Annotated in this window: 21 protein-coding genes; 15 read left to right on the forward strand and 6 right to left on the reverse strand. The window is 57.7% G+C overall.

Going from position 1 to position 26116, the window contains the following annotated elements:
* The coding region (locus tag AN476_RS14210; RefSeq protein WP_216598383.1) for a hypothetical protein at positions 1-774 on the reverse strand (774 nt) is incomplete at its 3' end.
* 268 nt (positions 775-1042) lie between these two features.
* Here AN476_RS14210 and AN476_RS14215 point away from each other — a divergent pair.
* The 4 genes from AN476_RS14215 (at position 1043) to AN476_RS14230 (ending at position 3328) form a co-directional block, all read left to right on the forward strand.
* Complete coding sequence (locus AN476_RS14215; protein WP_054462347.1) at positions 1043-1555, forward strand: phage tail protein; 513 nt, start codon at positions 1043-1045, stop codon at positions 1553-1555.
* A 17-nt stretch (positions 1556-1572) separates the two neighbouring features.
* The gene (locus AN476_RS14220) at positions 1573-2091 is read left to right on the forward strand and encodes a phage tail protein (RefSeq protein ID WP_054462265.1); all 519 of its coding nucleotides are present in this window, start codon (positions 1573-1575) and stop codon (positions 2089-2091) included.
* Between the two features lie 11 nt (positions 2092-2102).
* Positions 2103-2636, forward strand: coding sequence for a phage tail protein (locus tag AN476_RS14225; RefSeq protein WP_054462266.1), 534 nt, complete (start codon positions 2103-2105; stop codon positions 2634-2636).
* Positions 2637-2764: 128 nt separating this feature from the next.
* Positions 2765-3328: a GNAT family N-acetyltransferase gene (locus tag AN476_RS14230; protein WP_083464349.1), complete on the forward strand. Its 564-nt coding sequence runs from the start codon at positions 2765-2767 to the stop codon at positions 3326-3328.
* Here the strand turns inward: AN476_RS14230 and AN476_RS14235 are convergent.
* A complete protein-coding gene (locus tag AN476_RS14235) occupies positions 3304-3597 on the reverse strand; it encodes a hypothetical protein (RefSeq protein ID WP_054462268.1) in 294 nt (97 codons plus the stop codon). The genes AN476_RS14230 and AN476_RS14235 overlap by 25 nt on opposite strands.
* Before the next feature lie 244 nt (positions 3598-3841).
* Here AN476_RS14235 and AN476_RS14240 point away from each other — a divergent pair, with 244 nt between their 5' ends.
* The 3 genes from AN476_RS14240 to AN476_RS14250 all read left to right on the forward strand — a co-directional run bounded on the left by AN476_RS14240 (position 3842) and on the right by AN476_RS14250 (position 10397).
* Positions 3842-5392 carry a hypothetical protein gene (locus tag AN476_RS14240; protein ID WP_054462269.1) on the forward strand — a complete coding sequence of 517 codons (1551 nt, stop codon included), beginning with the start codon at positions 3842-3844 and terminating at the stop codon, positions 5390-5392.
* Between the two features lie 251 nt (positions 5393-5643).
* Entirely contained in the window at positions 5644-7860 is a 2217-nt protein-coding gene (katG, locus tag AN476_RS14245) for a catalase/peroxidase HPI (protein WP_083464345.1), read from the forward strand.
* A gap of 347 nt (positions 7861-8207) precedes the next feature.
* On the forward strand, positions 8208-10397 hold the full coding sequence (locus AN476_RS14250; RefSeq protein WP_054462270.1) for a methyl-accepting chemotaxis protein: 2190 nt from the start codon (positions 8208-8210) through the stop codon (positions 10395-10397).
* Positions 10398-10484: 87 nt separating this feature from the next.
* On the opposite strand, the gene AN476_RS14255 is transcribed toward AN476_RS14250, so the two are convergent.
* Both AN476_RS14255 and AN476_RS14260 read right to left on the reverse strand, forming a co-directional pair.
* Positions 10485-11813 (reverse strand): aspartate aminotransferase family protein, encoded by a 1329-nt coding sequence (locus tag AN476_RS14255; RefSeq protein ID WP_054462271.1) that lies wholly within the window; start codon positions 11811-11813, stop codon positions 10485-10487.
* Between the two features lie 3 nt (positions 11814-11816).
* On the reverse strand, positions 11817-12593 hold the full coding sequence (locus tag AN476_RS14260) for a 3-keto-5-aminohexanoate cleavage protein (protein ID WP_054462272.1): 777 nt from the start codon (positions 12591-12593) through the stop codon (positions 11817-11819).
* Between the two features lie 384 nt (positions 12594-12977).
* Between AN476_RS14260 and AN476_RS14265 the strand changes: the two genes are divergently transcribed.
* Both AN476_RS14265 and AN476_RS14270 read left to right on the forward strand, forming a co-directional pair.
* Positions 12978-14375, forward strand: a complete 1398-nt coding sequence (locus AN476_RS14265) for an aspartate aminotransferase family protein (RefSeq protein WP_054462273.1) — start codon at positions 12978-12980, stop codon at positions 14373-14375.
* Between the two features lie 196 nt (positions 14376-14571).
* Positions 14572-15153 (forward strand): GNAT family N-acetyltransferase, encoded by a 582-nt coding sequence (locus AN476_RS14270; RefSeq protein WP_054462274.1) that lies wholly within the window; start codon positions 14572-14574, stop codon positions 15151-15153.
* Between the two features lie 135 nt (positions 15154-15288).
* Here AN476_RS14270 and AN476_RS14275 read toward each other — a convergent pair whose 3' ends face one another.
* Complete coding sequence (locus AN476_RS14275; protein ID WP_054462349.1) at positions 15289-16335, reverse strand: permease; 1047 nt, start codon at positions 16333-16335, stop codon at positions 15289-15291.
* Positions 16328-16639, reverse strand: coding sequence for a helix-turn-helix transcriptional regulator (locus tag AN476_RS14280; protein ID WP_054462275.1), 312 nt, complete (start codon positions 16637-16639; stop codon positions 16328-16330). The genes AN476_RS14275 and AN476_RS14280 overlap by 8 nt, the downstream gene beginning before the upstream one ends.
* Positions 16640-16780: 141 nt before the next feature.
* Here AN476_RS14280 and AN476_RS14285 point away from each other — a divergent pair, with 141 nt between their 5' ends.
* The 6 genes from AN476_RS14285 (at position 16781) to AN476_RS14310 (ending at position 26099) form a co-directional block, all read left to right on the forward strand.
* On the forward strand, positions 16781-18241 hold the full coding sequence (locus AN476_RS14285; protein ID WP_054462350.1) for a PLP-dependent aminotransferase family protein: 1461 nt from the start codon (positions 16781-16783) through the stop codon (positions 18239-18241).
* Between the two features lie 263 nt (positions 18242-18504).
* Entirely contained in the window at positions 18505-20277 is a 1773-nt protein-coding gene (gene xsc, locus AN476_RS14290; protein WP_054462276.1) for a sulfoacetaldehyde acetyltransferase, read from the forward strand.
* A 5-nt stretch (positions 20278-20282) separates the two neighbouring features.
* On the forward strand, positions 20283-21029 hold the full coding sequence (locus tag AN476_RS14295; RefSeq protein WP_054462277.1) for a TSUP family transporter: 747 nt from the start codon (positions 20283-20285) through the stop codon (positions 21027-21029).
* On the forward strand, positions 21026-22042 hold the full coding sequence (pta, locus tag AN476_RS14300) for a phosphate acetyltransferase (protein ID WP_054462278.1): 1017 nt from the start codon (positions 21026-21028) through the stop codon (positions 22040-22042). Before AN476_RS14295 ends, pta begins: the two co-directional genes overlap by 4 nt.
* Positions 22043-22186: 144 nt before the next feature.
* Entirely contained in the window at positions 22187-23233 is a 1047-nt protein-coding gene (locus tag AN476_RS14305) for a YeiH family protein (protein ID WP_054462279.1), read from the forward strand.
* A 40-nt stretch (positions 23234-23273) separates the two neighbouring features.
* Positions 23274-26099, forward strand: a complete 2826-nt coding sequence (locus AN476_RS14310; protein ID WP_054462280.1) for a molybdopterin oxidoreductase family protein — start codon at positions 23274-23276, stop codon at positions 26097-26099.
* The last annotated feature ends 17 nt before the right edge of the window (positions 26100-26116 follow it).

A 26116-nucleotide genomic window follows, 5' to 3' on the forward strand; every position in this document is an offset into this window, starting at 1 on the left:
GCCAAAAGTTTGATCCGATATTCCAGAACTGGAGGCCGTCACATTGAAAGACCCTGCGGTAGAATTTGCCGTGAAAGTACTGGAAGTGGCAACGCCGGAGGCATCTGTTGTCACCGTTTCAGTTGCCGTGCCCGTGCTGGCAAATGTGCCACTGGCACCGGACCCCGGCGCCGAGAATGTGACCGAGGTGCCAGGCACAGGCGTGCTGCCCGAATCTTCAACTACGACTGTCAGAACAGAGGAATATGCCGTTGAAATGGTGGCGCTTTGACCGCCGCCGGTTGGCGAAGAAAAGGCCGCGGCTGGCCCCGGACCGCCTCCATTCACCACCCCCGTTCCAGCGGAAAACTGATAGCTGGAGGAGAAAGGCACACCATTATAGCTGCCGGTAATGGAACAACTGCTGGAGCAACTTGTGGTTATCCCCGTCCCAGTTAAATTCACCCCATTAATCTGTATAACAAGAGGGTTTGGATCTCCGCCACCGTCATAGGGGAAAAAACTTGTACTTCCCGTCGCCCCGACTGCCTCGATCGTCAACGCTTTTTCAGTGCCATCAAAACTGGCAGGCGTCGGGTCGGTATCAATACAGAGATCATCGGTAAAATTGAATGCGATCTGGTTGCCGCTCAAGACAAAAGTCACGGTTGGGCAGCCGGAATCGAAAGCCGCTTTGGCTGCCCCCGGCAGGCCCAAGAAAATGAGCAGGCTGAGTGCTCCAAAAAGTAAAAGACGGCTCACCCTTACAGAAACTGACTTTGAAAAATGGTCCATAATACGCAATAGCCGAACGGCCCCGCCAATGTTCCAACAGAGCACATGGCACGCCACCGGACCATCATAGCGAGAAACCCCTCAAGCCCCCCTGATTCCACATTCAACTTATTTTACAATTTTGGATTGCGCATTAAACTTAAAAATGCAAGCGTTTCATTACCCAAAATCGTTAATCAATCATTAAATTCCTCTTTGTGTTGTAATCCAAACAACTAAAGAGGTTTATTCGTAAGAATCACCCCGAAACGGGGTATTGGAGGTTTTTGTGTCAGAGCCCTTTCTTGCAGAAGTTCGTATGATGGGGTTCAATTTCGCCCCAAGAGGGTGGGCCTTTCTGGATGGCCAAATTCTGCCCATAAATCAAAATCAATCCCTATACTCCCTTTTAGGAACCACCTATGGCGGTGATGGGCGAACCACATTCGCGCTACCTGATCTGCGCGGGCGTACGCCAATACATGTCGGAGATGGCCATCCTCAGGCGCAAAAAGGCGGAGAAGAAACCATCTCCCTGACAGCTGCACAGATCGGCGCCCATAGCCACACCGCCAGGGCTTTGGCCGTTGTAGGTAACCAAGACAGCCCATCTAACAACTTACTGGCCGAAGAGGTCGCAACGGATTTTGCCTATAGGGACCCGGAGGCTGGCCAAATGACCGCTCTACGCAGTGGCACAATTTCAAATGCCGGCGGCGGGCAGGCCCATGAAAATATGCAGCCCTATCTCGCTGTCAATTTTTGTATCGCCCTACAGGGGCTGTTTCCATCACGCAATTAATCCTTGGAGGACATTGAATGTCTGAACCTTTTGTTGGTGAGATTCGCATGTTTGCAGGCAATTTTGCTCCACGCGGATGGGCGTTTTGCGATGGCCAACTTTTGGCGGTTTCGCAAAATGATGCATTGTTTTCCTTATTGGGAACCATCTACGGCGGCGATGGTAGAACCACCTTTGGATTGCCCGATCTGCGCGGACGTTTGCCAATTCATCCGGGAACAGGTCCTGGTCTTTCGCCGCGTCGGCTTGGCGCCAAAGGTGGAGCAGAAAAGGTCACATTAACAACCAATCAGCTGGCGAGTCACTCACATGACTTTAATGCGAGCAAGGCCATTGCGGAGGCACAAAGCCCCCAAGGCAAAGTGCTCGCGACGGGTCTAGGCGTCAACTACTTCAACGAGTCAGGGCAGGACCTGAGCATGGCGTCAAACATGGTTGCGAATTCGGGTGGATCGCGAAGCCATACGAACCTAATGCCTACTCTTTGCATCAATTTCATTATTGCTCTCTTTGGCATTTACCCAAGCCGTCACTAGGAGTTTCCAAGATGTCAGAACCATTTATCGCTGAAATTCGCATCTTTGCCGGCAATTTCGCCCCTCGATCCTGGGCTTTTTGCAACGGTCAACTGTTGCCAGTCTCGCAGAATACTGCCCTGTTTTCGTTAATCGGCACCACCTATGGCGGTGATGGTCGCTCAACCACGGCCTTACCCAACCTGCAGGGCCGCGCCCCTATGCATCCGGGACGCGGCCCAGGTCTGACTGCGCGGCGACTGGGCCAGCGCGCAGGAGTTGAAACGGTCACTCTTAGTGAAGCACAAATCCCATCGCACAGTCATACTGGACGCGCGACCAACGCTCCGGGCACTGCCGGTCTTGCTCCCTCAACATCCACGTCTTTGGCAAAAAATGGGTTCGGGGACAGACTCTATCATTCGGGGTCCGGCCAAACACCCGTGGACATGTCCAGCTCAACGCTGAGCACAACGGGCGGCGGCCAGGCGCATGATAACATGCAGCCCTATTTGGCGATGAATTTCATTATCGCGCTGCAGGGCCTGTATCCATCGCGTGGCTAGGGTGAATTCGTCAACGCCTTGCCCAACAAGAGGGCCCCTTGCGTAGCTCCCCGCTCTCCTAACGGTTCAGCTCTATGGCGCTTCTCCGCCCCCTGACAATGATCACCTTCGAAAACAAAGGCGCTTCTATGACTGCCCCTCCTTCGCTTCATCATGCCGCGCGCCACGGCATTGGCTTTCGCGAGATCACGGATCAGGATAAAATGTTCCTGTTGTCGCTCTACCGCTCAACCCGAGAAGCGGAGCTGGCGCAGGTTGATTGGAGCGATAAGGAGAAGCAGGCCTTTTGCAAGATGCAATTTGAGGCTCAGCACAGTCACTATCAACAACATTACCCAGATGCGCTTTGGCTCATGATCGAACAAGCGCAGGCCCCGATTGGACGGTTGTATCTCGAGCGTTGGCCCAATGAGCACAGGATTATTGATATTGCGCTGACCCCTGACGCACGCGGGCGCGGCATTGGCACTGATTTGTTGCGGGACTTGCAAGACGCTGCGGCAGTGGATGGCGCACGCGGCATTGGCATCCACGTGGAAAAAGCCAACCCGGCCATGGCGCTTTACCACAGGCTGGGATTTACCAAGCGTGAAGACAAAGGCGTCTACGATCTTTTGTTCTGGGCGCCGACCGAAGCCGACCAACCCGCTTCAGACCCTGCAGGCGATCAGGTAAACACCGCCTCATACTGAAATCCGGCATCCTGCTGACCGACTGGCACCAAAAACAGAGCGAGTTCACCTGCTTCGGGATGTTTCAACCGGTGGGTTTGCTGGTCCACGAATGGGGTCTCGGGCCCCTGCCACAGGACTGAAAAAGCGCCACCTTCACGCTCGCCCGAGCCAAGCTTGGACACTTCGATCAGTTTCAAAGTGATAGGCCCCTCGTCGGTGATGACCTCAAAGTCCTGGTCCTGAAACCTGGCAAATTGCTCAACAGTTGCGGTGATCACATCAATCATAGCGGCACACTCTCTTGGGAAATCTCGTGTCAACTGTGCCCGCAAAACACTCACCCTCCAAGTGCTTTCTTGGCCTCGCCTCTCCTTTAGGTCGAAATTCACCTTGCGTGACAGTCAAAGAGATGAGAAAATAGGCCATAAACCACATTTGCCACCCAGCCCTCACAGAAAAATCACGCTGCCTTCACAGGCCAATTCTAGTCTGTTTCCCAAAACACCAAAGTGGTGAAATCGGGAGAGAGATATGGCTGACCTTCACACAGCTGAGAAAATCGGCAATGCCGCCCCACTTACTGACCTGCCTGCGGACTTGGATCACGTGCTGCACAGGGCCTATCAGGCTTTCGGTTGTCGCTCAAGTTTTCGCGGCGTGGACATTGGCTACCGCTGGACGGATGGGCAGCGGACAAATGACATCTGCCTGCGGCTGCATCTGCAGCGCAAACTGCCCGATACGGCTCTGCTTTCTTCGCAACGCCTGCCCAGCCATGTTGACGGCATCCCGCTGGACGTGATTGAGGCCGCCTACCAGCCTTCTCTCGAACCTGGGGCCACCCGTCGCCCCAGCGCACGGCAGCCCTATACAATGGGGGGGCTGTCCTGCGGCAGAACCGGGCAAGGCGCCGGAACAATTGGCCTAGTGGTCATTGATAAAACCAATGGTAAACCGGGCATCCTGTCCAACTGGCATGTTCTGGCCGGCCCTGGGGCACGCCGCAACGATCCGATCATGCTACTGGGTGAACAGGGAGATGAATTTGATCCCCGGAACCACATTGCCAACCTGAAGCGATGGATGCTGGATCGGGAGGGAGATGCGGCTCTGGCGGAATTGCTGCCGGACCAGCCCTGGCTGCCCCTTCAGTTCGGTGCCCTGGAAACGATCTCCAAGACCCGCTCCGCCCAGCTTGGAGAAATCCTGCAAAAGACCTCGCGCTGCCCCAAAACTGCGCGCGCGCGTGTTGATGGCAAAGGGCTGTACCGGCTCCAATATGAAACACGGCCTGGGGTGTTAGAATACCGTGATATTGCTGGGCTGAACCTCGTCTATGACACAGATATTCCGGCAAAAGACGGCAGGACCTTTGCAGCCGGTGATAGCGGCGCGGTCTGGGTCGCGGTCTCCACCGGCGAAGCAGTTGCCTTGCAGGTCGGCGGGCAAATTCTCCCTAATCAGAACACTGTACGCGCCGGGCAGGGGATCATTGCCTGTGAGGTCACGCCCATCCTCGAGCGATTGGAGGTGCGCCTAGCCTCTTTCGAGGATCTTCTCGCGCAGAATGGCCAAAGTGCCACGCTGACGCAGCGCCAAAGAACCTATGCAGACCTGTCCCACGACACTGAAGCGGCCTTGCCCTCGGCTCAGTGGCCACACCCGCAACATTGGGCTGATGCCGCAGCCGCCCGGCCTGAGCGCAGGGACATAGCCAAATCCGTTGGTCAAGTTGTCCCCATGATCCGCATCCGAGCAAATGGGTGCTTACCCTTGCAAGGTGGCTTGAGCTCTACGTCCCGCCAGTTCAGCATTAAGAAAGAAATCTGGCAGGATCGGTTGTATCCGGCCCTGGTGGATTATGATGCCAACTTTCAGGGGGTTTTGCTGGACGAGGCCATCTCCCAGCGGATTTCGGCAATGGATGCCCGTACAATTCACGCCTTTTTTGCACTTCTGATCAATACGTCATCCCGCTTTGATGACATCGGATTGAAACAGGTTCTGGGCTCCGACTTTCAGGGCGCAACCAGCTATCTGCAAATCTGTGAGCACATCTTTGCGCTGCGCGCGGATTTCTGAAGCGGCTTTGCCAACCTAACGCGCTGACCGGCGCTGCCTCTTCACGGGGCAGCGCCTTTCTCGATCTGTTTTGAGACTCAGACATTGCACCCTCACGTTATAATTAAATCCTATCGAACACATATGAAAGTGCGATTTCATTTTATGAGAAGGCCTTGCTACCCTCTCCTCACACCCGTGAGAGAGGACGCAAGGATCCTGCCCTCTCCCTTTCGACGAGCCCAGAATAGCAAGCCAGATCGGAGACCATAATGGACACAAACACCCCCCCAAATTCAGGCGGCTGCCCGGTGATGCATAGCGGCGCACAGGCCGCCTCTACCGGTGTCAGATCAAACAAGGACTGGTGGCCCAATCAGCTCAATCTGAAGCTCCTGCACCAGAATTCTGAAAAATCCGATCCGATGGCGGCGGATTTTGACTATGCGCAGGCCTTCAAATCGCTGGATCTCAAGGCACTGAAGCAAGATCTCGTAGCCTTGATGACCGACAGTCAGGACTGGTGGCCAGCCGATTATGGTCATTACGGCGGCTTGTTCATCCGCATGGCGTGGCACAGTGCCGGCACCTATCGCACCTCGGATGGACGTGGCGGCAGCGGCACTGGTCAGCAGCGATTTGCCCCGCTCAACAGCTGGCCCGACAATGGCAACCTGGACAAGGCGCGCCGCCTGCTTTGGCCGATCAAAAAGAAATATGGCAACAAGATCAGCTGGGCCGATCTGATGATCCTGGCGGGCAATTGCGCCATTGAAAGCATGGGCGGCCGAACCTTTGGCTTTGCTGGTGGGCGCGCCGATGTCTGGGAGCCCGAAGAGGACGTCTATTGGGGCCGCGAGGACGAATGGCTGGCAGATAGTTCCGCCAAAGACAGTCGCTATTCCGGTGAGCGAGACCTGGAAAACCCGCTGGCCGCGGTGCAGATGGGCCTGATCTATGTGAACCCCGAAGGACCGGATGGACAGCCAGATGCGCTGGCCTCGGGCCGGGACATCCGCGAGACCTTTGCTCGTATGTCCATGAACGATGAGGAAACCGTGGCGCTGGTGGCCGGGGGCCATACCTTTGGCAAGGCCCATGGCGCTGGCGACCCGGCCCTGGTTGGCCCCGAGCCCGAAGCCGCACCGATCGAAACCATGGGCCTGGGCTGGATCAACAGCCATGGCAGCGGCAAAGGCGATGACACCACCACCAGCGGGATTGAGGGCGCGTGGACTGCCAATCCGACCCAATGGGACAACGGCTATTTCGACCTGCTGTTTGGCTATGATTGGAATCTGACCAAATCGCCTTCGGGCGCCTGGATCTGGGAGCCGGTAAATGTGCGCGAAGAGGACATGGCCCCCGCAGCCCATGATGCCAGCAAAAAGGTCAAAACCATGATGACCACGGCGGACATGGCCATGCGGATGGATCCGATCTACGGTCCAATCTCCAAACGCTTCCATGAAAACCCCGAAGACCTGGCCGAAGCCTTTGCCCGCGCCTGGTTCAAGCTGACCCACCGCGACATGGGCCCCCGCGCGCTGTATCTGGGGGACGAGGTCCCCACCGAGGAACTGATCTGGCAGGACTGTGTGCCCGCCCCGGATCACCCCCTGGTCAATGAAGCGGATATCGCTTCCCTTAAGGCGCAAGTCCTGGCCGCTGACCTCTCAGTTGCTGATCTGGTTTCGACGGCCTGGGCTTCTGCCTCGACCTTCCGGGGATCTGACAAGCGCGGCGGTGCCAATGGCGCCCGGATCCAGCTGAGCCCTCAGAAGGATTGGGAGGCAAACCAGCCCGCCCAATTGTCTGGTGTGCTGGAAACACTGGAAGGCATCCGCAGCACCTTTAATGATGCATCAAGCGCCGGTCAGATCTCCATGGCGGATCTGATCGTCCTGGCAGGCTCTGCTGCGGTAGAGCAAGCCGCAAAGGCAGCAGGTCAGGAGATCGAGGTTGTCTTTGTACCGGGCCGCACCGATGCAACGCAGGCGCAGACCGATGTGGACAGCTTTGCGGTTCTCGAGCCGGAAGCCGACGGGTTCCGCAACTATCAAAAGAAGCGCTATAGCGTCTCGCCTGAGGAAATGCTGCTAGACAAGGCACAGCTCCTGACCCTGACCGCACCGGAAATGACCGTTCTGGTCGGTGGGCTGCGGGTTCTTGGTGCCAATCACGGCGCCTCTAACATGGGGGTCTTCACCAGCAACCCTGGCAGCCTGAGCACTGATTTCTTTGTAAACCTGCTGGATATGGACACCCAATGGGCGCCCCAGGAAGATGGCAGCTATGCCGGAACGGATCGCACCAGCGGGGCCGCGAAATGGACGGCAAGTCGGGTCGATCTGGTCTTTGGCTCCAACTCGCAGCTGCGGGCCATCGCTGAAACCTATGCGCAGGACGACGCCAAGACACGCTTCGTGCAGGACTTCGCGGCAGCCTGGGTCAAGGTGATGAATTTGGATCGGTTTGACCTGACCTAGCACCACTCCTAGGGAACGCTCCCTGGAAAACAAGGCTCAGAGGCCGCCTTTTTTGGTTTGGCCTCTGGGAAAAATATCAACAATTTGACCTAAACCCCAACAAACCCAAAGGTTGTGAAGCTTCATCTTCACGTCTGTACGCCACAACCCTTAAGGGAATTCGGCAAGCTATACGCCCAAAAGATACCTTTAAAAAGTATCAATTTGAGAAATTCTACAGCTTCACAAGGCCTTACCCCTCGCTCTCTGGGTCCTCCCAGGGTTCTCCCTTTCGCAACGGGAAACCAATCTTAACCCTTTTCCTGCCTTTTGGCGCTCAACGAATTTTAGCTGACGAGTGCTGTGACATGAAAATTTCGGTGAACTTTATCTTCCTCTTTATCATCCTGATGGCAGGCGCCATCATGTTTGGACTGGCGGGGATTTCCTACTACACCCATGAAGTACGTGATGAGCTGGAAGAGGATGTTCTTGTCATTGAACATATCTACCAGTCTCTGGACAAGATGGAGATCGAGTTCCTCATGGCGCGGCGCTTTGAGAAAGATTTTCTGCTGCGAATGGATCCCAAATACATTGATCGCCACGCCAGCGCGATGCAGCATCTTTACGATACAGAGCACTCGCTCGAAGAAGAAATGCCACTGCTAGACAGCATGCGGGATCAAATCGAGCCTCTGCGTGCGCTGATGGCAGCGGCGAAATCCTATGACCAAAGCTTTGCAACCCTGGTCGACAGCCACAACACCCTGGGTCTCGATGAAAAATCCGGTCTGCAGGGTGCACTGCGCTCGGCGGTTCACGGGATCGAAGAACGCCTGTCCGAGATGGGGAACGCTGAAATGACGGTCAAAATGCTGATGATGCGGCGGCATGAAAAAGACTTCATTATGCGCAAAAATACCAAATATCTGGACCGGTTGAACGCCCGCGTAGACGAGTTCCTGGCCTTCCCGGACAGCTATTACAACAGTGCAGACCAGCGCAGCGAAATTGAATCTCTGTTGCAGACTTATCAGACTGCCTTTGCCTCTTATGTAAAGGTGAGCATGGAGGAAACGGCCCTGCGCAAGGATCTATCGGCCCGGTATGCAGAAGCTGAGCCAATCCTGATCGACATTCACAAAGCTGCCGCAGCGCGTCTCGCCGATATTGTTGAGGCCACCCATGTCGCCAGTGCCGATGCAAAGTACTATTCCTTGCTCACTAGCGCCATCGGCACTGCCGTCTTCCTGGTACTTGCCTTCCTACTGGCACGCAGCATCGCGCGCCCCTTGAGCAAACTGGAGTCCGTTCTGCAGGGCATCGTAGATCATGACTTTTCCGAAGAACCGCCAAAATCCCGCCTGGGCGAAATCGCCTCGATCAGCAGCGCGGTGGCTGTCTTCCGCCAGGGAGAGATGAAGAAGGACCAACTCACTCAGGACATCTCGGAGGTCATCTCTGCCTGCGCCGAGGGCGATTTCACCCGCCGGATCGCAACAGATGACTCCGACGGCACCTTTGCCGAACTGGGCAAAGGGGTGAACTCCATCGGGGAAGCAGCGCAAAAGGGCCTGGGTGATGTTCTCACGGCGTTGGCAGCCCTCAGCGAGGGAGATTTGACCAAACGCATGCCGGAGGGACAAAAAGGTATCTTCAAAGAGATTTCAGATGCCACAGAGAATCTCAACAACAGCCTTGGCAGTCTGGTTGGACAGCTGACCAACAGCAGTGATCTGCTGAAAAACACCTCCAACGAGATTGCTGCGGCCGCGGATGACGCCTCGCAACGCAGCGAACGCACTTCGGCCTCCATTGTGGAAACCGCCGGCGCCTTGCAAACCCTGGGTGAGACCGTCAAAGGTACAGCCGACAGCTCGCAACAGGCCAGAAAAATTGTGTCCGGAGCTCAGGACCGTGCCCGGGAGACACAGGAAATTGCCCAGCAGACCAATCAGGCCATGAAGCGGATTGAGGCCTCCTCGGGTGCAATCGCCAAGATCATCAGCATGATCGAAGATGTCGCCTTCCAGACCAGCCTTCTGGCGCTGAACGCCGGGGTAGAGGCGGCGCGGGCTGGCGAAGCGGGGCGTGGTTTTGCCGTCGTCGCCTCTGAGGTGCGCTCACTTGCCCATCGCTCAGCCGAAGCGGCGCAGGAAATCAACGATCTGATCTCTACCAGCGAAAAGGAAGTCGCCGAGGGTGTCAAACTGGTGGGCCAGACTGGCGCCTCCCTGGAAGAGATCCTGACCATGGTTGAAGAGGTGGTTACAAAAGTGAACGAGATTGCAGATACAACTGTCGAGCAATCCAAGAGCATCAACCAGGTCAACGGCCGCGTAGATGCGATGGACAGCGATGCTCAGCAAAACGCAGCCATGCTGGAAGAAACCGCCGCCTCCGGTCAGATGCTGCGGGATGAGGCCAGCAATCTGGTTCAGATCGTATCCAAATTCGAGCTGCCGACCAAGCTGCCTGAAACCGGAGATTTCGCCGACCAGGATGCCCCCTTTCAAGAGGATGCCCTGTACGGTGACGATACCTGGGCCGCCTAGGCCCAGCCCGTCACCAGCTAGACTCAACAAAGGCCGCGCAGATCCAGCGCGGCCTTTTGTCTTTGATAGGGTCTAAATCCTATTGGTCTAGACGTCCTGCAGGGCAGCCGAAATCGCCAACTCCAGCTTGTCGACGACCTCACCAATCTGATCTTTCGAGATGATGAAGGGGGGGGCCAGCAGGATGTGATCTCCCAACTGTCCATCGCGTGTTCCCGACATCGGATAGCAGATCAACCCCGCATCAAAGGCCGCACGCTTGACCTTGGCCGCCAACCCTATGCCAGGGTCAAAGGGCGTTTTGCCCGCCCGATCCGCCACCAATTCAATGCCACGGAACAGGCCGCGCCCGCGAATGTCCCCCACATGTGGATGCGCGCCAAAGCGCTCGACCAGCGCTGTTTGCAACTGCGCGCCTTTTTCGCGGCACTGAGAAATCAGATCGCGATCGCGCATTTGCGTCACAACGGCGAGCCCCGCGGCGGTGGCAACGGGGTGGCCGATATAGGTGTGGCCATGTTGGAAAAAACCGCTGCCACCGGCAATGGCGGCGTAGATCTCGGCGCTGCACAGCATTGCGCCTATGGGCTGATATCCGGCCCCCAAGCCTTTGGCGATACACAGGATATCGGGTGCAACCTCATCCGCTGCGCAGGCGAACAGATGGCCAGTGCGCCCCATGCCGCACATGACCTCATCCAGGATCAATAGAACACCGTATTTATTGCAGATCTCACGGATGCGCTGGAAATACCCGGGCACCGCTGGCACCGCACCTAGCGTCGCCCCAACAACAGGTTCAGCGATAAAACCCATGACCGTCTCTGGCCCCAGCCGCAGGATTTCTTCTTCCAGCTCGTTGGCCACCCGCTGTCCATAGTCATAGGCGTTTTCGCCGCCCTCGCGCTCGGCATATTCATAGCAAGGCGCGATATGGGATACGCCGATCAACAGCGGATCGAATTGCTGCCGCCGCCAAGCATTGCCGCCTGCAGCCAAGGCCCCCAATGTATTGCCATGATAGCTCTGCCGCCGCGCGATCAGATGACGGCGTTTGGGCTCTCCCCGCTCCAGATGATACTGCCGCGCCAGCTTGATGGCCGCCTCTGTGGCCTCAGACCCGCCAGAGACAAAATAGACCCGATCCAGCCCCTCTGGAGCCTGTTCAACCAGCAGATCCGCCAGCGCCTCTGCCGGTTCGGACGTCATAAAGCCGGTATGGGCAAAGGCCAGTTTGCCGACCTGCTCCTGCACCGCCGAAATCACCGCCGCATCCGAATGGCCAAGACAAGAGACCGCCGCACCGCCGGAACCATCAAAGTAGCGCTTGCCCTCTGCATCAATCAGATAACACCCCTCACCGCCAACGGCCGTGGGGAGTTTGGCTTTGGTGTGGCGTGGAAAAACATGACTCATTCCTTAGGTCCTTTTTAAAATATGGCCAGCCTCAGAGGCCGCCTTAACCAGCGCAGCAACCGAGGCGGCGTTGTCTTGCAGAAGTCCCCCGTCCGGGGATTCCAGATTGTTTTCAAACCCAATGCGCACATTGCCGCCCGCCTGGATCGCCGCCAGCAGGCAGGCGCGCTCGTCTCGGCCAAAGGCACAGAGGCTCCAGCTGAGATCCAGCGCCTGCGCCGCTGCCACAAAGGGGACAAGTTCCTGAGGCCGGGCCGGAGTCGCGGGGGCATACTTTCCCAGAACAAAGATCACATCCCGCATCTGGGCAGGCACGACCCCCTCTGCATACCAGGCCTCGAGCTGTGCAATGCAGCTGGGGCCATAGAGTATATGCTGAACCTCGGTGCCGCTTTCAGCACAAAGTGCATAGCTGCGCGCTGCAACTGCAGGATCCTGAGCCATTTCCCGCACCGCAATCGAGGCCGCTTGGGGGCACAACGCCTGCAGGCAGGCCATTTGCGCCGACGGCGGATAGATCCCGGCGCTTTCGGTGGTGATCTGTATTCCCATGCCGGGAGCCGCCCCGCGCACCGCTGCCATGGCTTGGCGGTAAGCTGCGGCATCCAGGGAATGCCCCCCCGCCGCATCGCGGACATGCAAATGCACCCTGCCGGCGCCTGCTGCTTGGCAGAGACGGGCCGTCTCTGCCAATTCCTGTGGCGTTATCGGAAGCTCAGGATGATCCGTTTTTTGCCGCCGCGCCCCATTGGGCGCCACTGTCACCTGGTAGTCTGCCACATCTGACCTCGTGTTCTGTCTTGCACCAAACACTGGGTGGAGCGCGATGCGATCTCAAGGTGGCGAATGCAGAACATCCGTTCTTTCGCCCATGTCTCACTGCAATGTGACCCAGGCTGGCATTTCTGATCCTCAAACAGTGCGCCCCTGTTGCACCGCTACGAGGGCATTGGATTGCTGCCCTTCAGAAAAACTCTTTTTTACCAGAAGGTTAAAATTGCACTTCCTATGCCCCTCGGCAAAATACGCCAAAACTGGACGCAGAACACCCCACCATCTGGCCCTAGAGTATCCGCCCGTTTTGGCGTTTCGTCACATTAGATCGACTCCGGCTGACAGGCAGCTGGCAGACACCCCACTCTTATATTTATGGAAGGACATGTCATGGACGGCACGTTCAACGAAAACGATCTCAGCCGGGTAGTTGCGGCTGACAAGGCCCATGTCTGGCACCACCTGATTCAGCATAAACCCTTTGAAGAAAATGATCCGCGCATCATCGTCGAAGGCAAAGGCATGCGGGTCTGGGACCAGAACGGCAAGGAATTCCTTGATGCAGTCTCTGGCGGTGTCTGGACCGTCAATGTTGGCTATGGCCGCGAAGACATCTGCAAGGCCGTCTACAATCAGATGATGAAGCTGTGCTATTTTGCCCAGTCCGCAGGCTCGATCCCTGGCGCTTTGTTCGCTGAGAAGCTGATCGAAAAAATGCCCGGCATGAGCCGCGTTTACTACAACAACTCCGGCTCCGAGGCGAACGAGAAAGCCTTTAAGATGGTGCGCCAGATCGCGCACAAGAAATACGGCGGCAAGAAAACTAAGATCCTGTATCGCGACCGCGACTATCATGGCTCCACCCTGGCAGCGATGTCCGCTGGTGGCCAGGATGAGCGCAACGCGCAGTATGGTCCCTTTGCGCCTGATTTCATCCGCGTGCCCCACTGCATGGAATACCGTAAGCACGAGCTGGGTCTTGAGCATCTGTCGGGCCGTGAGTTCGGCATCGCAGCGGCCAATGCAATCGAGGAGGTCATCCTGCGCGAAGGTCCGGAAACCGTTGGCGCCCTGTGCCTGGAGCCCGTGACTGCAGGCGGTGGTGTGATCGAGGCCCCCGAGGGCTATTGGGAACGCGTGCAGGAAATCTGCAAACAGTATGACATCCTGCTGCACATCGACGAGGTGGTCTGTGGCGTGGGCCGCACCGGTACCTGGTTTGGCTATCAGCACTATGGCATCAAGCCCGATTTCGTGACCATGGCCAAAGGCGTTGCCTCCGGCTATGCGGCCATCGCCGTGCTGGTCACCACCGAAGAAGTCTTTGACATGTTCAAGGACGATGCCTCTGATCCGATGAACTACTTCCGCGACATCTCCACCTTTGGTGGCTGCACTGCCGGCCCGGCTGCGGCGCTGGAGAACATGCGCATCATCGAAGAAGAAGGCCTGTTGGACAACTGCACCGCCATGGGCGAGCGGATGATGAACAACCTCAAGGCGCTGCAGGAAAAGCACAGCGTCATTGGCGATGTGCGCGGCAAAGGCCTGTTCATCGGCGCCGAGTTGGTCTCGGATCGCGAGACCAAAGAGCCCGTGGACGAGAAACTCGCCCAGCAAGTCGTGGCAGACTGTGGCGCCCAGGGCGTGATCATCGGTGTCACCAACCGCTCTGTCCCCGGCAAAAACAACACGCTTTGCTTTAGCCCAGCGCTGATCGCCACCGCCGATGACATTGATGCCATCACCGATGCCGTCGACAAGGCGCTGACCAAGGTCTTTGGCTAGACCCTAAGCTTTCGCAAGAGTTTTGAAACGCCCCGGAGAATCCTCTGGGGCGTTTTTGTGTGCCCCGCCGTGGCATAGCCTGACGCATGCCGCTCGTTCATTTTGGACTGACCCATTTTCTAGAAAGTGGACCTTTCTAGAAAACCAATAATCCTGCAGCTTGTTCCAAAATCCACCACGACGAAGGACTTATCCCATGTGGGCCAAACCCGTCACTCTCTCCGGCCAGCAGGTCACGCTTGCACCACTCTCGCAAAACCATGCCGACGATCTGGCCGAGGCCAGCGCCGATGGAAATCTCTCTAGGCTTTGGTACACTATGATCCCGGCTCCAGCAGGGGTGCCAGACGAAATTGACCGGAGGCTCGCTCTTCAGGAGGCCGGTAGTATGGTGCCCTTTGCCATTCTGGACTCCGCCGGTCGCGCCGTTGGCATGACCACCTATATGAATATCGACCACGTCAATCAGCGGTTGGAAATTGGGTCCACCTGGTATCGCAAATCGGTACAGCGCTCAGGGCTGAATACCGAATGCAAGCTGCTGATGCTGCGCCATGCCTTTGAAGATCTTGATGCCATCTCGGTCGAGTTTCGCACCCATGTGATCAACCATCAAAGCCGCCGCGCCATCGAACGTCTTGGCGCCCGGTTGGACGGTATCCTGCGCGCCCATATGCAGATGGCCAATGGCACCATTCGCGACACCGCAGTCTATTCGATCATCGCCCCAGAATGGCCTACGGTAAAAGCCCATCTGGCTCATCAGATGGCCCGCTAAGGCGCGAAAACTGGTTCCTGCCGCCTGCTCCAACCGCCACAGCGCCGCGCATCAGCGCGGCGCTGGGCCCAACGGGAGGAAGGCATTCTTTGAATGACAACTCCGGGCGGGAGCCCCGCCGGGTGCTCCTGTAAGTCAGATCAGCTGAAACAGGATTCCTGACACAATCGCCCCACTGACCCCCATCCCCAGATATGTGGCAAAGACCTGTGGTTTCACTAGTGACCAGACGGCTGCCATTGCCGGGATAGAGCTCACTGCGCCTGCCACCATAAAGGACATAGCAGCACCTGCTGTCATTCCCTGCTCCATCAGCCCAGCCAGCAAGGGGGGGGCTACATAGGAATTGAGATAAGCAGGCATGCCAACCAAGGCTGCCACAGCAATCGGCAGGACCCCTTCGCCACCAACGGCCTGGGCGATCAGGTCTGCGGGCACATAATTCACCAGGATGGCTTCCAGCACATAGGCCAGCGCCAGCCACTTCAGCAGGAACAGGCCATTGCTGACGAATTCCTCGCGAAATTTCAGCCGACGCGCAGGTTCCTGCCAGAACTTCCAATGCGGCTTATCATCCAGTTTTGGCCCCGCGCTGCAGCAGCTCGAGCAGCTCTTCCCCTGTTTCAGCGGATTGGCAAAGGCCCCCTGCCCCATCAGGGTTTTTATAAAAAAGCCGCCAAACAGCCCCAAAGCCACGGCAATCACCGCCTTGCCAATGGCAAAGTCCCAGCCCAGTGCCCCTGCGGTAATCAGCAAAGTCGGCGGATCAATCAGGGGTGAAGCGAGCCAAAAGGCCATCACAGCCGACAGCGGCGCGCCCAGCGCCAACAGCCCGGCAATAAAGGGGATCACTTCGCAAGAGCAAAATGGTGCCAGCCCCCCAAAGAGTGCTGCCAGGAAGATCATCCGGGTCTCGCGCCCAACAAAGGCTCGTGCCACCATAGTTTCTGCGCCAGTTGCCTTGAGATAGGACAGCAGAAGAACCGCAAAGAGGATGTACTGCCCGGTATGGGCCAGAGCCCCGGCAGCAAAGGAAATCACCGCCTGGAAGTTGCCCGGATCCAGTATGGCCACGGCAATCAGGATCAGAACGCTCAGTGTCCAGGGGGTCTTGAGCCAGGCAAGAGACACACCAGAGGCCTTGGGCGCCGGGCCCGATGAGTTTTGAGAAATATCAGCCATCATTTGCCGCCTTTTTTGCAACGTCAGCACAACATTCACTGAGGATGAAACCAGCCAGTTGCTCCAGCTGATCAAAATTGGCCCGGTTGAGGATGCTGCGCCCCGCGCGTTCCTGTTCGATGACCTCGGCTCCGCTGAGGAACTTGAGGTGATGCGCCAGGGTCGAGGGCGCGATGCCCGTGCGTTCCTGAATCTCGCTCACTGTCAGCCCTTCTTGGCCAGCCCGGATCAGGCAGCGCAGCACCTGCAGGCGTGCCTCTGATCCCATGGCGGCAAAGCCCTGTGCCGCTTCTTCCCACTGCATTGTGCAACTCCAATTGATTCGATAAAACTAGTTATATAGTTTTTAAAGTCTCCCTGCAAGCCTCAATTTTGCCGCCAAAACCCTTCACAGTGTCGTAAGTCCAGATTGCACCCGGTTTATGTCCAACCTATGGTGTCTCGCATGGCTATATCTGTTGACACATTCTTCCTGAACCCGGACGCCCAGGGCACCCTGCAGGCGCAGATCCAGGAAATGATTGCCGAAGGCATCCTTTCGGGACGCTTTCGCGTTGGAGAAAAACTGCCCTCCTCGCGCAAACTCGCGCTGCACCTCAGCATTAGCCGCATCACCGTGACGCTGGCCTATACCGAGCTCTTGGCCAATGATTATCTGACCTCGCGCGGCCGGTCGGGATACTACGTGTCAGAGAATGCTCCGGTCCCGCCCAGCTATACCCCGCCGGTACAATCCACCGAAGCGGTGGACTGGAATCATATGCTGGTGCGGCGGTTCACCGGAGGCGACACCCCGCGCAAAGCGCGCGACTGGCGCAGCTATCGCTACCCCTTTATCTATGGTCAGGCCGATCCTTCCTTGTTTGACCATGCCAATTGGCGGCTCTGTTCCCTGCGGGCCTTGGGACAAAAGGATTTTGCCGCCCTGACCGATGACTACTTCGATCAGGATGATCCGCTGCTGATCGAATATATCGCCCGCCACACGCTGCCACGGCGCGGAGTCATTGCCCGCCCGGAACAGATCCTGATCACCCTTGGGGCTCAGAATGCACTGTGGTTGGCGGGGCAATTGTTGTTGAACCGGGGCCGCAAGGCCACCATTGAAGACCCAACCTATTACACTCTGCGGGATCAGTTGCATCACGTCCGATGCCAGGTCGATTGCATCCCCGTGGATAAGGACGGCTTGCCGCCTCAGGAAATCTCGGACGACACAGATGTGATTTTCTGCACCCCAAGCCACCAAAGCCCAACCACCGCGACCATGCCCATGGCCCGTCGCCGCGAACTGTTGCAACGGGCCCATGATATTGACGCGGTCATTGTCGAAGACGACTATGAATTTGAGATGTCGTTCATGACCGCTCCCTCGCCCGCGTTGAAATCGCTCGATAGCGACGGTCGGGTCATCTATGTCGGCAGTTTTTCCAAATCGCTGTTTCCGGGCCTACGGCTGGGCTACATGGTTGGCTCCGAAGCCTTTATTCGCCAGGCCCGTGCCCTGCGTGCCAATGTGCTGCGCCACCCTCCCGGCCATGTGCAGCGCACCGTCGCCTATTTTCTGTCGCTGGGCCACTATGACGCCCAGATCCGCCGCACGGCCAAGGTTCTGCAGGACCGCCGCCATGTCATCGAAGAGGCCATTACAGCCCATGGCCTCACCGTCTCGGGTGCCGGCGTCTATGGCGGGTCATCCCTGTGGATGCATGCGCCGGAGGGCGTCGACATGGCAGAGGTTGCGGAACGGCTCAAACCCGACAGCGTCATTGTTGAACCCGGGGCTCCGTTCTTTTCGGCCCAGAATCGCAAACACAATTATTTCCGGCTTGGCTATTCCTCAATCTCGGCCAATCGCATCGCCCCTGGAATGGAGTTCCTGGCAAAGGCTCTAAAGGGCGTATGAAACAAGGGCTCCCCAATAGGAGCGCGCACCTGCAATGTGATAAAATGAGACGTTTCAACTCATTTATTCATAGCGAAGATATGCCTCTCTGACGGACGGCCTTGAAACTGTTGAGGAATTCACGGTTTCTCTGCCGCTTAGCCCTTTTTGGCCCTATCCGCGTTTGGAACTGGCCCTAACTGAGGCGGCATTGTCTGCATAAACCGGTATCAATCCCCGGTATCTGGCCGGGGCTCTATACGTCTCACTCAGGAGCACCCGCCATGAAAATGACCACCGAGGAAGCCTTTGTAAAAACCCTGCAAATGCACGGCATTCAGCATGCATTTGGGATCATTGGCTCAGCGATGATGCCGATTTCCGATATCTTTCCCGACGCCGGCATCACCTTCTGGGACTGCGCCCACGAAGGCTCCGGCGGGATGATGGCTGACGGTTACACCCGCGCCACCGGCAAGATGTCGATGATGATCGCCCAGAACGGCCCCGGCATCACCAATTTTGTGACTGCCGTCAAAACCGCCTATTGGAACCACACCCCCCTGCTGCTGGTGACTCCGCAGGCCGCTAACAAGACCATTGGCCAGGGCGGCTTCCAGGAAATGGAACAGATGCGCATGTTTGCTGACTGCGTCTGCTACCAGGAAGAGGTCCGCGATCCATCGCGTGTGGCCGAAGTACTGAGCCGTGTGATTATGCAGGCGAAACGTTGCTCTGCCCCTGCTCAGCTGAACATTCCACGCGACATGTTCACCCAGATTGTCGACATTGAGCTGCCGCAGATTGTTGAATTTGAACGCCCTGGAGGCGGTGAAGCCTCCCTGCAGGAAGCCGCGGATTTGCTTTCCGCTGCCAAGTTCCCAGTGATCCTAAACGGTGCCGGTGTGGTTCTGGCTGGCGGCATTGAGGCCTCTAAAGAACTGGCTGAGCGTCTGGGCGCCCCCGTCTGTGTTGGCTATCAGCACAACGATGCCTTCCCTGGCTCGCACCCGCTGTTTGCAGGTCCATTGGGCTATAACGGTTCCAAGGCCGGTATGGAGCTGATCGCCAAGGCCGACGTCGTTCTGGCGCTTGGCTCGCGCCTCAATCCCTTCTCGACTTTGCCCGGCTATGGCATTGATTACTGGCCCACGGAGGCCAAAATCATCCAGGTCGACATCAACCCCGATCGCATCGGCCTGACCAAAAAAGTCACCGTTGGTATCGTTGGCGACGCCAAAAAGGTTGCAACCTCGATCCTCGAAAAACTCTCAGCTTCTGCTGGAGACGAGGGCCGCGACGAACGCATGACGCTGATCTCTACCGCCAAGTCCACCTGGGCACAGCAGCTGTCCTCAATGGATCACGAGGATGACGATCCAGGCACCAATTGGAACGAACGCGCCCGCGACGACAAACCTGAGTGGATGAGCCCCCGCATGGCCTGGCGCGCAATTCAATCGGCGCTACCGAAAGACGCCATCATTTCCTCCGACATCGGCAACAACTGTGCCATCGGCAACGCCTATCCCTCCTTCGATGAGAGCCGCAAATATCTGGCTCCCGGCCTCTTTGGCCCCTGTGGTTACGGCCTACCTGCCGTGGTTGGCGCCAAGATCGGCTGCCCGGATGTGCCCGTTGTCGGCTTCTCCGGCGATGGCGCCTTTGGCATCGCGGTGACCGAACTGACCGCCATTGGCCGCGAAGAGTGGCCTGCTGTAACCCAAGTGGTTTTCCGCAACTATCAGTGGGGCGCGGAAAAGCGTAACTCGACCCTGTGGTTTGATGACAACTTTGTGGGCACCGAGCTGGACCAGCAGGTTTCTTACGCTGGGATCGCCAATGCCTGTGGGCTGAAAGGCGTTGTTGCTCGCACCATGGAGGAGCTGACCGCCGCGCTAGCACAGTCGGTTGAAGACCAGAAGAACGGCATCACCACCCTCATTGAGGCGATGATCAACCAGGAACTGGGTGAGCCTTTCCGCCGCGACGCGATGAAAAAGCCGGTCAAAGTGGCTGGTATCAACGCCGCCGACATGCGCGAACAGCAGGTCTGATCGCGATGAACCTGCCCTTTGATCTGACTGCAGGCCAAGGGGCATATCTGGCCGCCGCATTGTTTGTGGCGGCCTATATTCGCGGCTATTCCGGCTTTGGGTTCTCCGCGATTTTTATCATTCTGGCAGCGCTGACCACCAATCCGCTGCCGCTAATCCCGGTGATCTTTGCCTGTGAGATCGCCATGACCCTGTTTCAGGCCCGCGGCATCTGGCCCCATGTGGACTGGTCCCGCATCCGCCCGCTGTTGCTGGGAGCGGCACTTGCCACTGTTCCCTCTGTGACCGTCATGGCCAGCCTCGGCGAAAACCAGGCCCGTCTGGCCATTTCCGCCGTTATACTGTTGCTGAGCCTTATCCTGCTGAGCGGCTGGCAACTGCGGCGCCAAATCGGATTTGGTGGTAATTTCTCGGTTGGCCTGCTTTCTGGCATGGTCAATAGCGCCGGTGTTGGTGGCCTTCCTGCCGCAGCCTTTCTCACAGCTCAGCCGCTGGCTCCGGCGGTGTTCCGCGCCACCATGATAGTCTTTTTGACCGGCATTGATCTGATGGCCCTCCCGGTGATGCATGCCAATGGTTTGACCGGAGGCGAGACCCTGATCGGGGTCTTGCTGGCCTTTCCTATTCTGGGGCTGGGTATCTGGGCCGGAGGTCTACGGTTTTCCTCAGCGTCACAGGCGCAGTTTCGCCGGGTGATCGTTGTGATGCTAACCCTGTTTTCAATTCTCAATATCGCCAAGGTGATCGCATGACACAGCCCCTGCCTCCCTCGGCCCTGCTGGGTCAAACCCCCACCGTCAAGCGCTCAGTCATCGCGCTCAGCGAGGGGAGCGATCCGCGTGTGGTCGCCGGAGCAATTGCTGCGCGTTCAGCCGGGCTTGCTGACCTCATTCTGGTCGGAGTTCAAGCCGATGTGGAGGCCGAACTGCTCGCGCTTGGCACAGCCTCTGGGCCCGGACTTACAATCCATGTTCCCCACACTTCTCCGTTTCGCGCAGAGTTTGCATCAGCCTATCATGAGCTGCGACAGCACAAAGGCGTAACACCCGAAGCAGCTGCCAAAGCAGTACAGGACCCACTGATCTATGCAGCCATGTTGGTACGTCTCGGCCATGCGGCAGGCACAGTTGGTGGTGCTGTGGCCACGACTTCAGATGTGGTGCGCACCGCACTGCAAGTTATTGGAAAAGCACCGGATGCCTCCATGGTGTCGAGCTTCTTCCTGATGTACCCACCAGAAAACCCAACCGCAGATGGGCGCGCCATGCTCTATTCCGACTGCGGTCTGGTCATTGACCCCAATGTTGATGAACTGGTGGCCATTGCAGCAGCCTCGGCCAAGTCTTGCAAACAATTGCTGCGCCAAGACCCAAAACTGGCGATGTTGTCGTTTTCGACCAAGGGTAGCGCAAAACACCCCACCGTCAGCAAGGTAACACTGGCGACTGAAGCCCTACATAGGACCCACCCCGAGCTCAATGTCGACGGAGAGCTGCAATTTGATGCCGCTTATTCTCCGGAAATCGGTGACAGGAAATCACCTGGCTCTGCTGTGGCCGGACGGGCCAATGTCATGATCTTTCCCAATCTCGATGCCGGCAATATCGCCTACAAGATCACCCAGCGCCAGGGCGGCTATAGCGCCATTGGCCCCATACTGCAGGGCTTGGCACAGCCAGCCAATGATCTGTCACGCGGCTGCACCGCCGAAGACGTGCTGGAGATGATTGCAGTCACCGTCCTTCAAGCCAGCCAAAGCAGCTAACCAATCACCTACAGACACAGGATGCGAACCTAGACGACGCAATTATCGAAATATCATTCCGGTATTACCGTCATAACCAGAAAATTCTCGCCAACAGCCCGGTATCCGACCTAGCTTGTGCGGGCGCGACAAACAAGGAAGACCATGGCCCTTTCACAGCCACAGACCAAGCCCGAGGCTGAGGTCACATGGACAGCACAGGCAAAGTCCAAATCGCAGGAGCTGTTTCCCGGCATTGCGGTTGCTGTGATCGTTGCGGTCACCGCCCAGTTTCTGGCTGAGCACTACGCCACACCGGCGATGCTGCTGGCGCTGCTTTTGGGCATCGCCGTGAGCTTTCTTGGTGAAGAGGGCAAGACCGTTCCTGGCATCGCCTTTTCGGCACGGTCCCTGCTGCGATTGGGGATCGCCTTCCTCGGCGTGCGAGTCTCGATGGTGCTGATGATGGGGCTGGGCTGGGATCTCATTGCCTTGGTGGTGGGCGGTGTCGTTGCCACCATTGGCTTTGGCCTGCTGGTGGCGCGGCTCTTTGGTCACAAATGGCGTTTTGCCGTCCTCACCGCCGGATCCGTGGCGATCTGCGGCGCCTCAGCCGCCATGGCCATCAGCGCCATCCTGCCCCGCGATGAGCGCTCCGAAGAGCGGCTGATCTTTACCGTGATGGGGGTCACCGTACTGTCGACCATCGCCATGATCGCCTATCCCATCTTGGCGAAATTTCTGGCGCTGAGCCCGACACAGGCCGGGGTCTTCCTCGGCGGCACCATCCATGATGTGGCGCAGGTGGTAGGCGCCGGGTTTTCCATCTCCGAACAAACTGGCGATACCGCCACATTGGTCAAGCTGATGCGGGTCGCCATGTTGGCTCCGGTTGTTCTGGTGGCCTCGCTGATGATCCGCTCCTTTGCGGAATTGCCAAAAGACGGCACTCGGCCACCGCTTTTGCCAGGGTTTGTTGTCGCGTTTTTACTGCTCGCCGGTCTGAATTCCTTTGGATTGATTCCGGCTGCCCTGAGCGATTTTCTCAGCCAGTCGTCACGCTGGCTGCTGCTAACGGCCATTGCAGCCGTCGGAATGAAGACCAATCTGAAACAGGTGCTGTCCGTTGGAGGCGCGGCCATCGCCCTGTTAATCGTAGAAACAGTGTTCATCGCCGGTTTGATACTGGCGGGGATTTCGATCCTGAGTTGAGATCCACAAGGACCAGAAAAAACAAGAAAAGGGAGGCCAGATGACATTCCAGCAACCCCGGGTGGAGACATCCCCCAAGGTATCCGACGAGATCCGTCAGACCACCTGCTACATGTGCGCGTGCCGCTGTGGCATTAACGTGCACATGAAGGATGGCAAAGTTGCCTATATCGAAGGCAACCGGGATCACCCCGTCAACAAGGGAGTGCTCTGCGCCAAGGGCTCGGCCGGCATCATGCAGGTCAATGCGCCCTCGCGGCTCAAGGCGCCTTTGAAACGAGTCGGCCCGCGTGGCTCGGGCGAGTTTGAGGAAATCTCCTGGGACGAGGCGCTGGAGATCGCCGCCGGGTGGCTGGAGCCTATCCGCAAGGACGATCCCTCCAAGCTGGCGTTTTTCACCGGGCGCGATCAATCCCAAAGCTTCACCGGTTTCTGGGCGCAGAACTTTGGCACCTGCAACTACGCGGCGCACGGCGGCTTTTGCTCGGTCAATATGGCAACGGCGGGCATCTACACCATGGGCGGCGCCTTTTGGGAGTTCGGCCAGCCCGACTGGGACCACACCAAGCTGTTCATGCTGTTTGGTGTTGCCGAAGACCACGACAGCAACCCGATCAAGATGGGCCTGGGCAAGATCAAGGCTCGTGGCGCGCGGGTGATTGGCGTCAACCCAATCCGCTCCGGCTATAACGCCATCGCCGATGACTGGGTTGGCATCACCCCCGGCACCGATGGGCTGTTCATCCTCGCCCTGGTGCATGAGCTGATGAAGGCCGGCAAAATCGATCTGGATTACCTCAGCCGTTACACCAATGCCCCGGTACTGGTGAACCAGGACCCCAATTCCCCCGACAAAGGTCTGTTCCTGCGCGATGACCACGGCACCCCGCTGGTGATCAACCGCAAGACTGGCAAGCTCGCCCCCTTTGATATGAAAGGCGTACGCCCTGATCTCGGCGGCTCTTTCAAGATGGGCGATATAACCCATGTCTCGGTGTTCCAGCTGATGGCCGAGCGCTACCTAAAGGACGAATATTCCCCCGAGGCCGTGGCGGAACGCTGTGGCATCCCCGCCAAACGCATCCGCGCCATCGCAGCTGAGCTGGCCCGCGTCGCCTTTGACGAAGCCTTTGAGCTGGACCAGGAATGGACCGACTTCCGCGGTGAAACCCATAGCAAGATGATTGGCCGCCCCGTCGCCATGCACGCCATGCGCGGTGTCTCGGCCCATGCCAATGGCTTCCAGACCTGTCGCGCCCTGCATGTTCTGCAGATCCTGCTGGGTACGGTAGAGGCCCCAGGTGGTTTCCGCTTTAAACCCCCCTACCCCAAACCGGTTGAGGCGCATCCCGCCCCTCATTGCCGGGTCACCCCCAACAAACCCCTGGATGGCCCGCATCTGGGTTTTGTGCATGGGCCCGAACATCTGGCGCTGAAAAGTGATGGCAGCCCAGCGCGTATCGACAAGGCCTTTACCTGGGAAAACCCGATGTCCAGCCATGGGCTGATGCATATGGTGATCTCTAACGCCCATGCGGGCGACCCCTACAAGATCGACACCTTGTTCATGTATATGGCCAATATGTCCTGGAACTCCTCGATGAACACCGGCGGTGTCATCGACATGCTGACGGATAAGGGCGAGGACGGCGAATACAAGATCCCGCGGATCATCTACTCTGACGCCTATTCCTCCGAAATGGTAGCCTATGCCGATCTGATCCTGCCCGACACCACCTATCTGGAGCGCCACGACTGCATCTCGATGCTGGACCGCCCCATCTGCGAGGCCGACGGCGCCGCCGATGCCATCCGCTGGCCGGTGATCGAACCCGACCGGGATGTGCGGGGTTTCCAGACCGTACTGGTGCAGCTGGCCAATAAGATGAAGCTGCCAGGCTTTACCGCTGAAGACGGCAACGCCAAATGGCAGGACTACGCCGACTATATCGTCAACCATGAGCGCAAACCGGGTATCGGCCCGCTGGCCGGTTTCCGCGGCCCCGATGGTGACAAATCCGGGCGCGGTGAGCCAAACCCAGAGCAGCTGGACAAATACATCAAAAACGGCGGTTTCTTTGTCGAACATATCCCGGCAGAGGCCAGCTATTTCAAACCCTGGAACCGCGCCTATCAGGACTGGGCGGTCGACCTTGGCCTCTACGACAGCCCCCAGCCCTATCTGTTCCAGCTCTATGTGGAGCCGATGCGTAAATTCCAACTGGCCGCCGAAGGTCACGGCGAACGCCAGCCCCCCGAGCATCTGCGCCAGCGCATCAAAGACACTATGGACCCGCTGCCGATCTGGTATGAAACCGATCAACAAGGCAACGAAGGCTTCACCGTCAATGCGCTCACCCAACGCCCAATGGCGATGTATCACTCCTGGGGCACGCAAAACGCCTGGCTGCGCCAACTGCACGGGCGCAACCCGCTCTACTTGCCCACAAAACTGATGCGAAAACATGACCTGAACGACGGCGACTGGGCCCGGGTTTCGTCGCCCCATGGTGAAATCACTGTCCCGGTGATGGAAATGGCAGCTCTCAACGACAATACGGTCTGGACCTGGAACGCCATAGGCAAACGCAAGGGCACCTGGGCCCTCGAAGAAAATGCACCTGAAGCCACCAAAGGCTTCCTGCTCAACCACTTGATCCACGAGCTGCTTCCGCCCAAGGGCGACGGGCTTCGCTGGGCCAATTCCGATCCCATCACCGGCCAGGCCGCATGGTTTGATCTCAAGGTGAAAATCGAAAAAGCCGGCGCTCCGGAAGATTTCACCGAAAGCCAACCCGCACTGGAGCCCATCAAATCTCCCGTCGGCACTGGCCCCAAAGATCTGACATGGAAGGTGGGCAAATGACCAGGATCTTCCTTTCA

Source organism: Phaeobacter sp. 11ANDIMAR09 (assembly GCF_001294455.1).
GTDB lineage: Bacteria > Pseudomonadota > Alphaproteobacteria > Rhodobacterales > Rhodobacteraceae > Pseudophaeobacter.

What these genes read in the sequence shown, in the direction of transcription:
- AN476_RS14275 (WP_054462349.1), bottom strand. Translation starts at nt 16,335, where the DNA reads ATGGCTGATATTTCTCAAAACTCATCGGGCCCGGCGCCCAAGGCCTCT.
- AN476_RS14270 (WP_054462274.1), top strand. Translation starts at nt 14,572, where the DNA reads ATGTGGGCCAAACCCGTCACTCTCTCCGGCCAGCAGGTCACGCTTGCA.
- katG (WP_083464345.1), top strand. Translation starts at nt 5,644, where the DNA reads ATGGACACAAACACCCCCCCAAATTCAGGCGGCTGCCCGGTGATGCAT.
- AN476_RS14235 (WP_054462268.1), bottom strand. Translation starts at nt 3,597, where the DNA reads ATGATTGATGTGATCACCGCAACTGTTGAGCAATTTGCCAGGTTTCAG.
- AN476_RS14225 (WP_054462266.1), top strand. Translation starts at nt 2,103, where the DNA reads ATGTCAGAACCATTTATCGCTGAAATTCGCATCTTTGCCGGCAATTTC.
- AN476_RS14240 (WP_054462269.1), top strand. Translation starts at nt 3,842, where the DNA reads ATGGCTGACCTTCACACAGCTGAGAAAATCGGCAATGCCGCCCCACTT.
- AN476_RS14265 (WP_054462273.1), top strand. Translation starts at nt 12,978, where the DNA reads ATGGACGGCACGTTCAACGAAAACGATCTCAGCCGGGTAGTTGCGGCT.
- AN476_RS14250 (WP_054462270.1), top strand. Translation starts at nt 8,208, where the DNA reads ATGAAAATTTCGGTGAACTTTATCTTCCTCTTTATCATCCTGATGGCA.
- AN476_RS14310 (WP_054462280.1), top strand. Translation starts at nt 23,274, where the DNA reads ATGACATTCCAGCAACCCCGGGTGGAGACATCCCCCAAGGTATCCGAC.
- xsc (WP_054462276.1), top strand. Translation starts at nt 18,505, where the DNA reads ATGAAAATGACCACCGAGGAAGCCTTTGTAAAAACCCTGCAAATGCAC.
- AN476_RS14285 (WP_054462350.1), top strand. Translation starts at nt 16,781, where the DNA reads ATGGCTATATCTGTTGACACATTCTTCCTGAACCCGGACGCCCAGGGC.
- AN476_RS14280 (WP_054462275.1), bottom strand. Translation starts at nt 16,639, where the DNA reads ATGCAGTGGGAAGAAGCGGCACAGGGCTTTGCCGCCATGGGATCAGAG.
- AN476_RS14230 (WP_083464349.1), top strand. Translation starts at nt 2,765, where the DNA reads ATGACTGCCCCTCCTTCGCTTCATCATGCCGCGCGCCACGGCATTGGC.
- AN476_RS14295 (WP_054462277.1), top strand. Translation starts at nt 20,283, where the DNA reads ATGAACCTGCCCTTTGATCTGACTGCAGGCCAAGGGGCATATCTGGCC.
- AN476_RS14305 (WP_054462279.1), top strand. Translation starts at nt 22,187, where the DNA reads ATGGCCCTTTCACAGCCACAGACCAAGCCCGAGGCTGAGGTCACATGG.
- AN476_RS14255 (WP_054462271.1), bottom strand. Translation starts at nt 11,813, where the DNA reads ATGAGTCATGTTTTTCCACGCCACACCAAAGCCAAACTCCCCACGGCC.
- AN476_RS14220 (WP_054462265.1), top strand. Translation starts at nt 1,573, where the DNA reads ATGTCTGAACCTTTTGTTGGTGAGATTCGCATGTTTGCAGGCAATTTT.
- pta (WP_054462278.1), top strand. Translation starts at nt 21,026, where the DNA reads ATGACACAGCCCCTGCCTCCCTCGGCCCTGCTGGGTCAAACCCCCACC.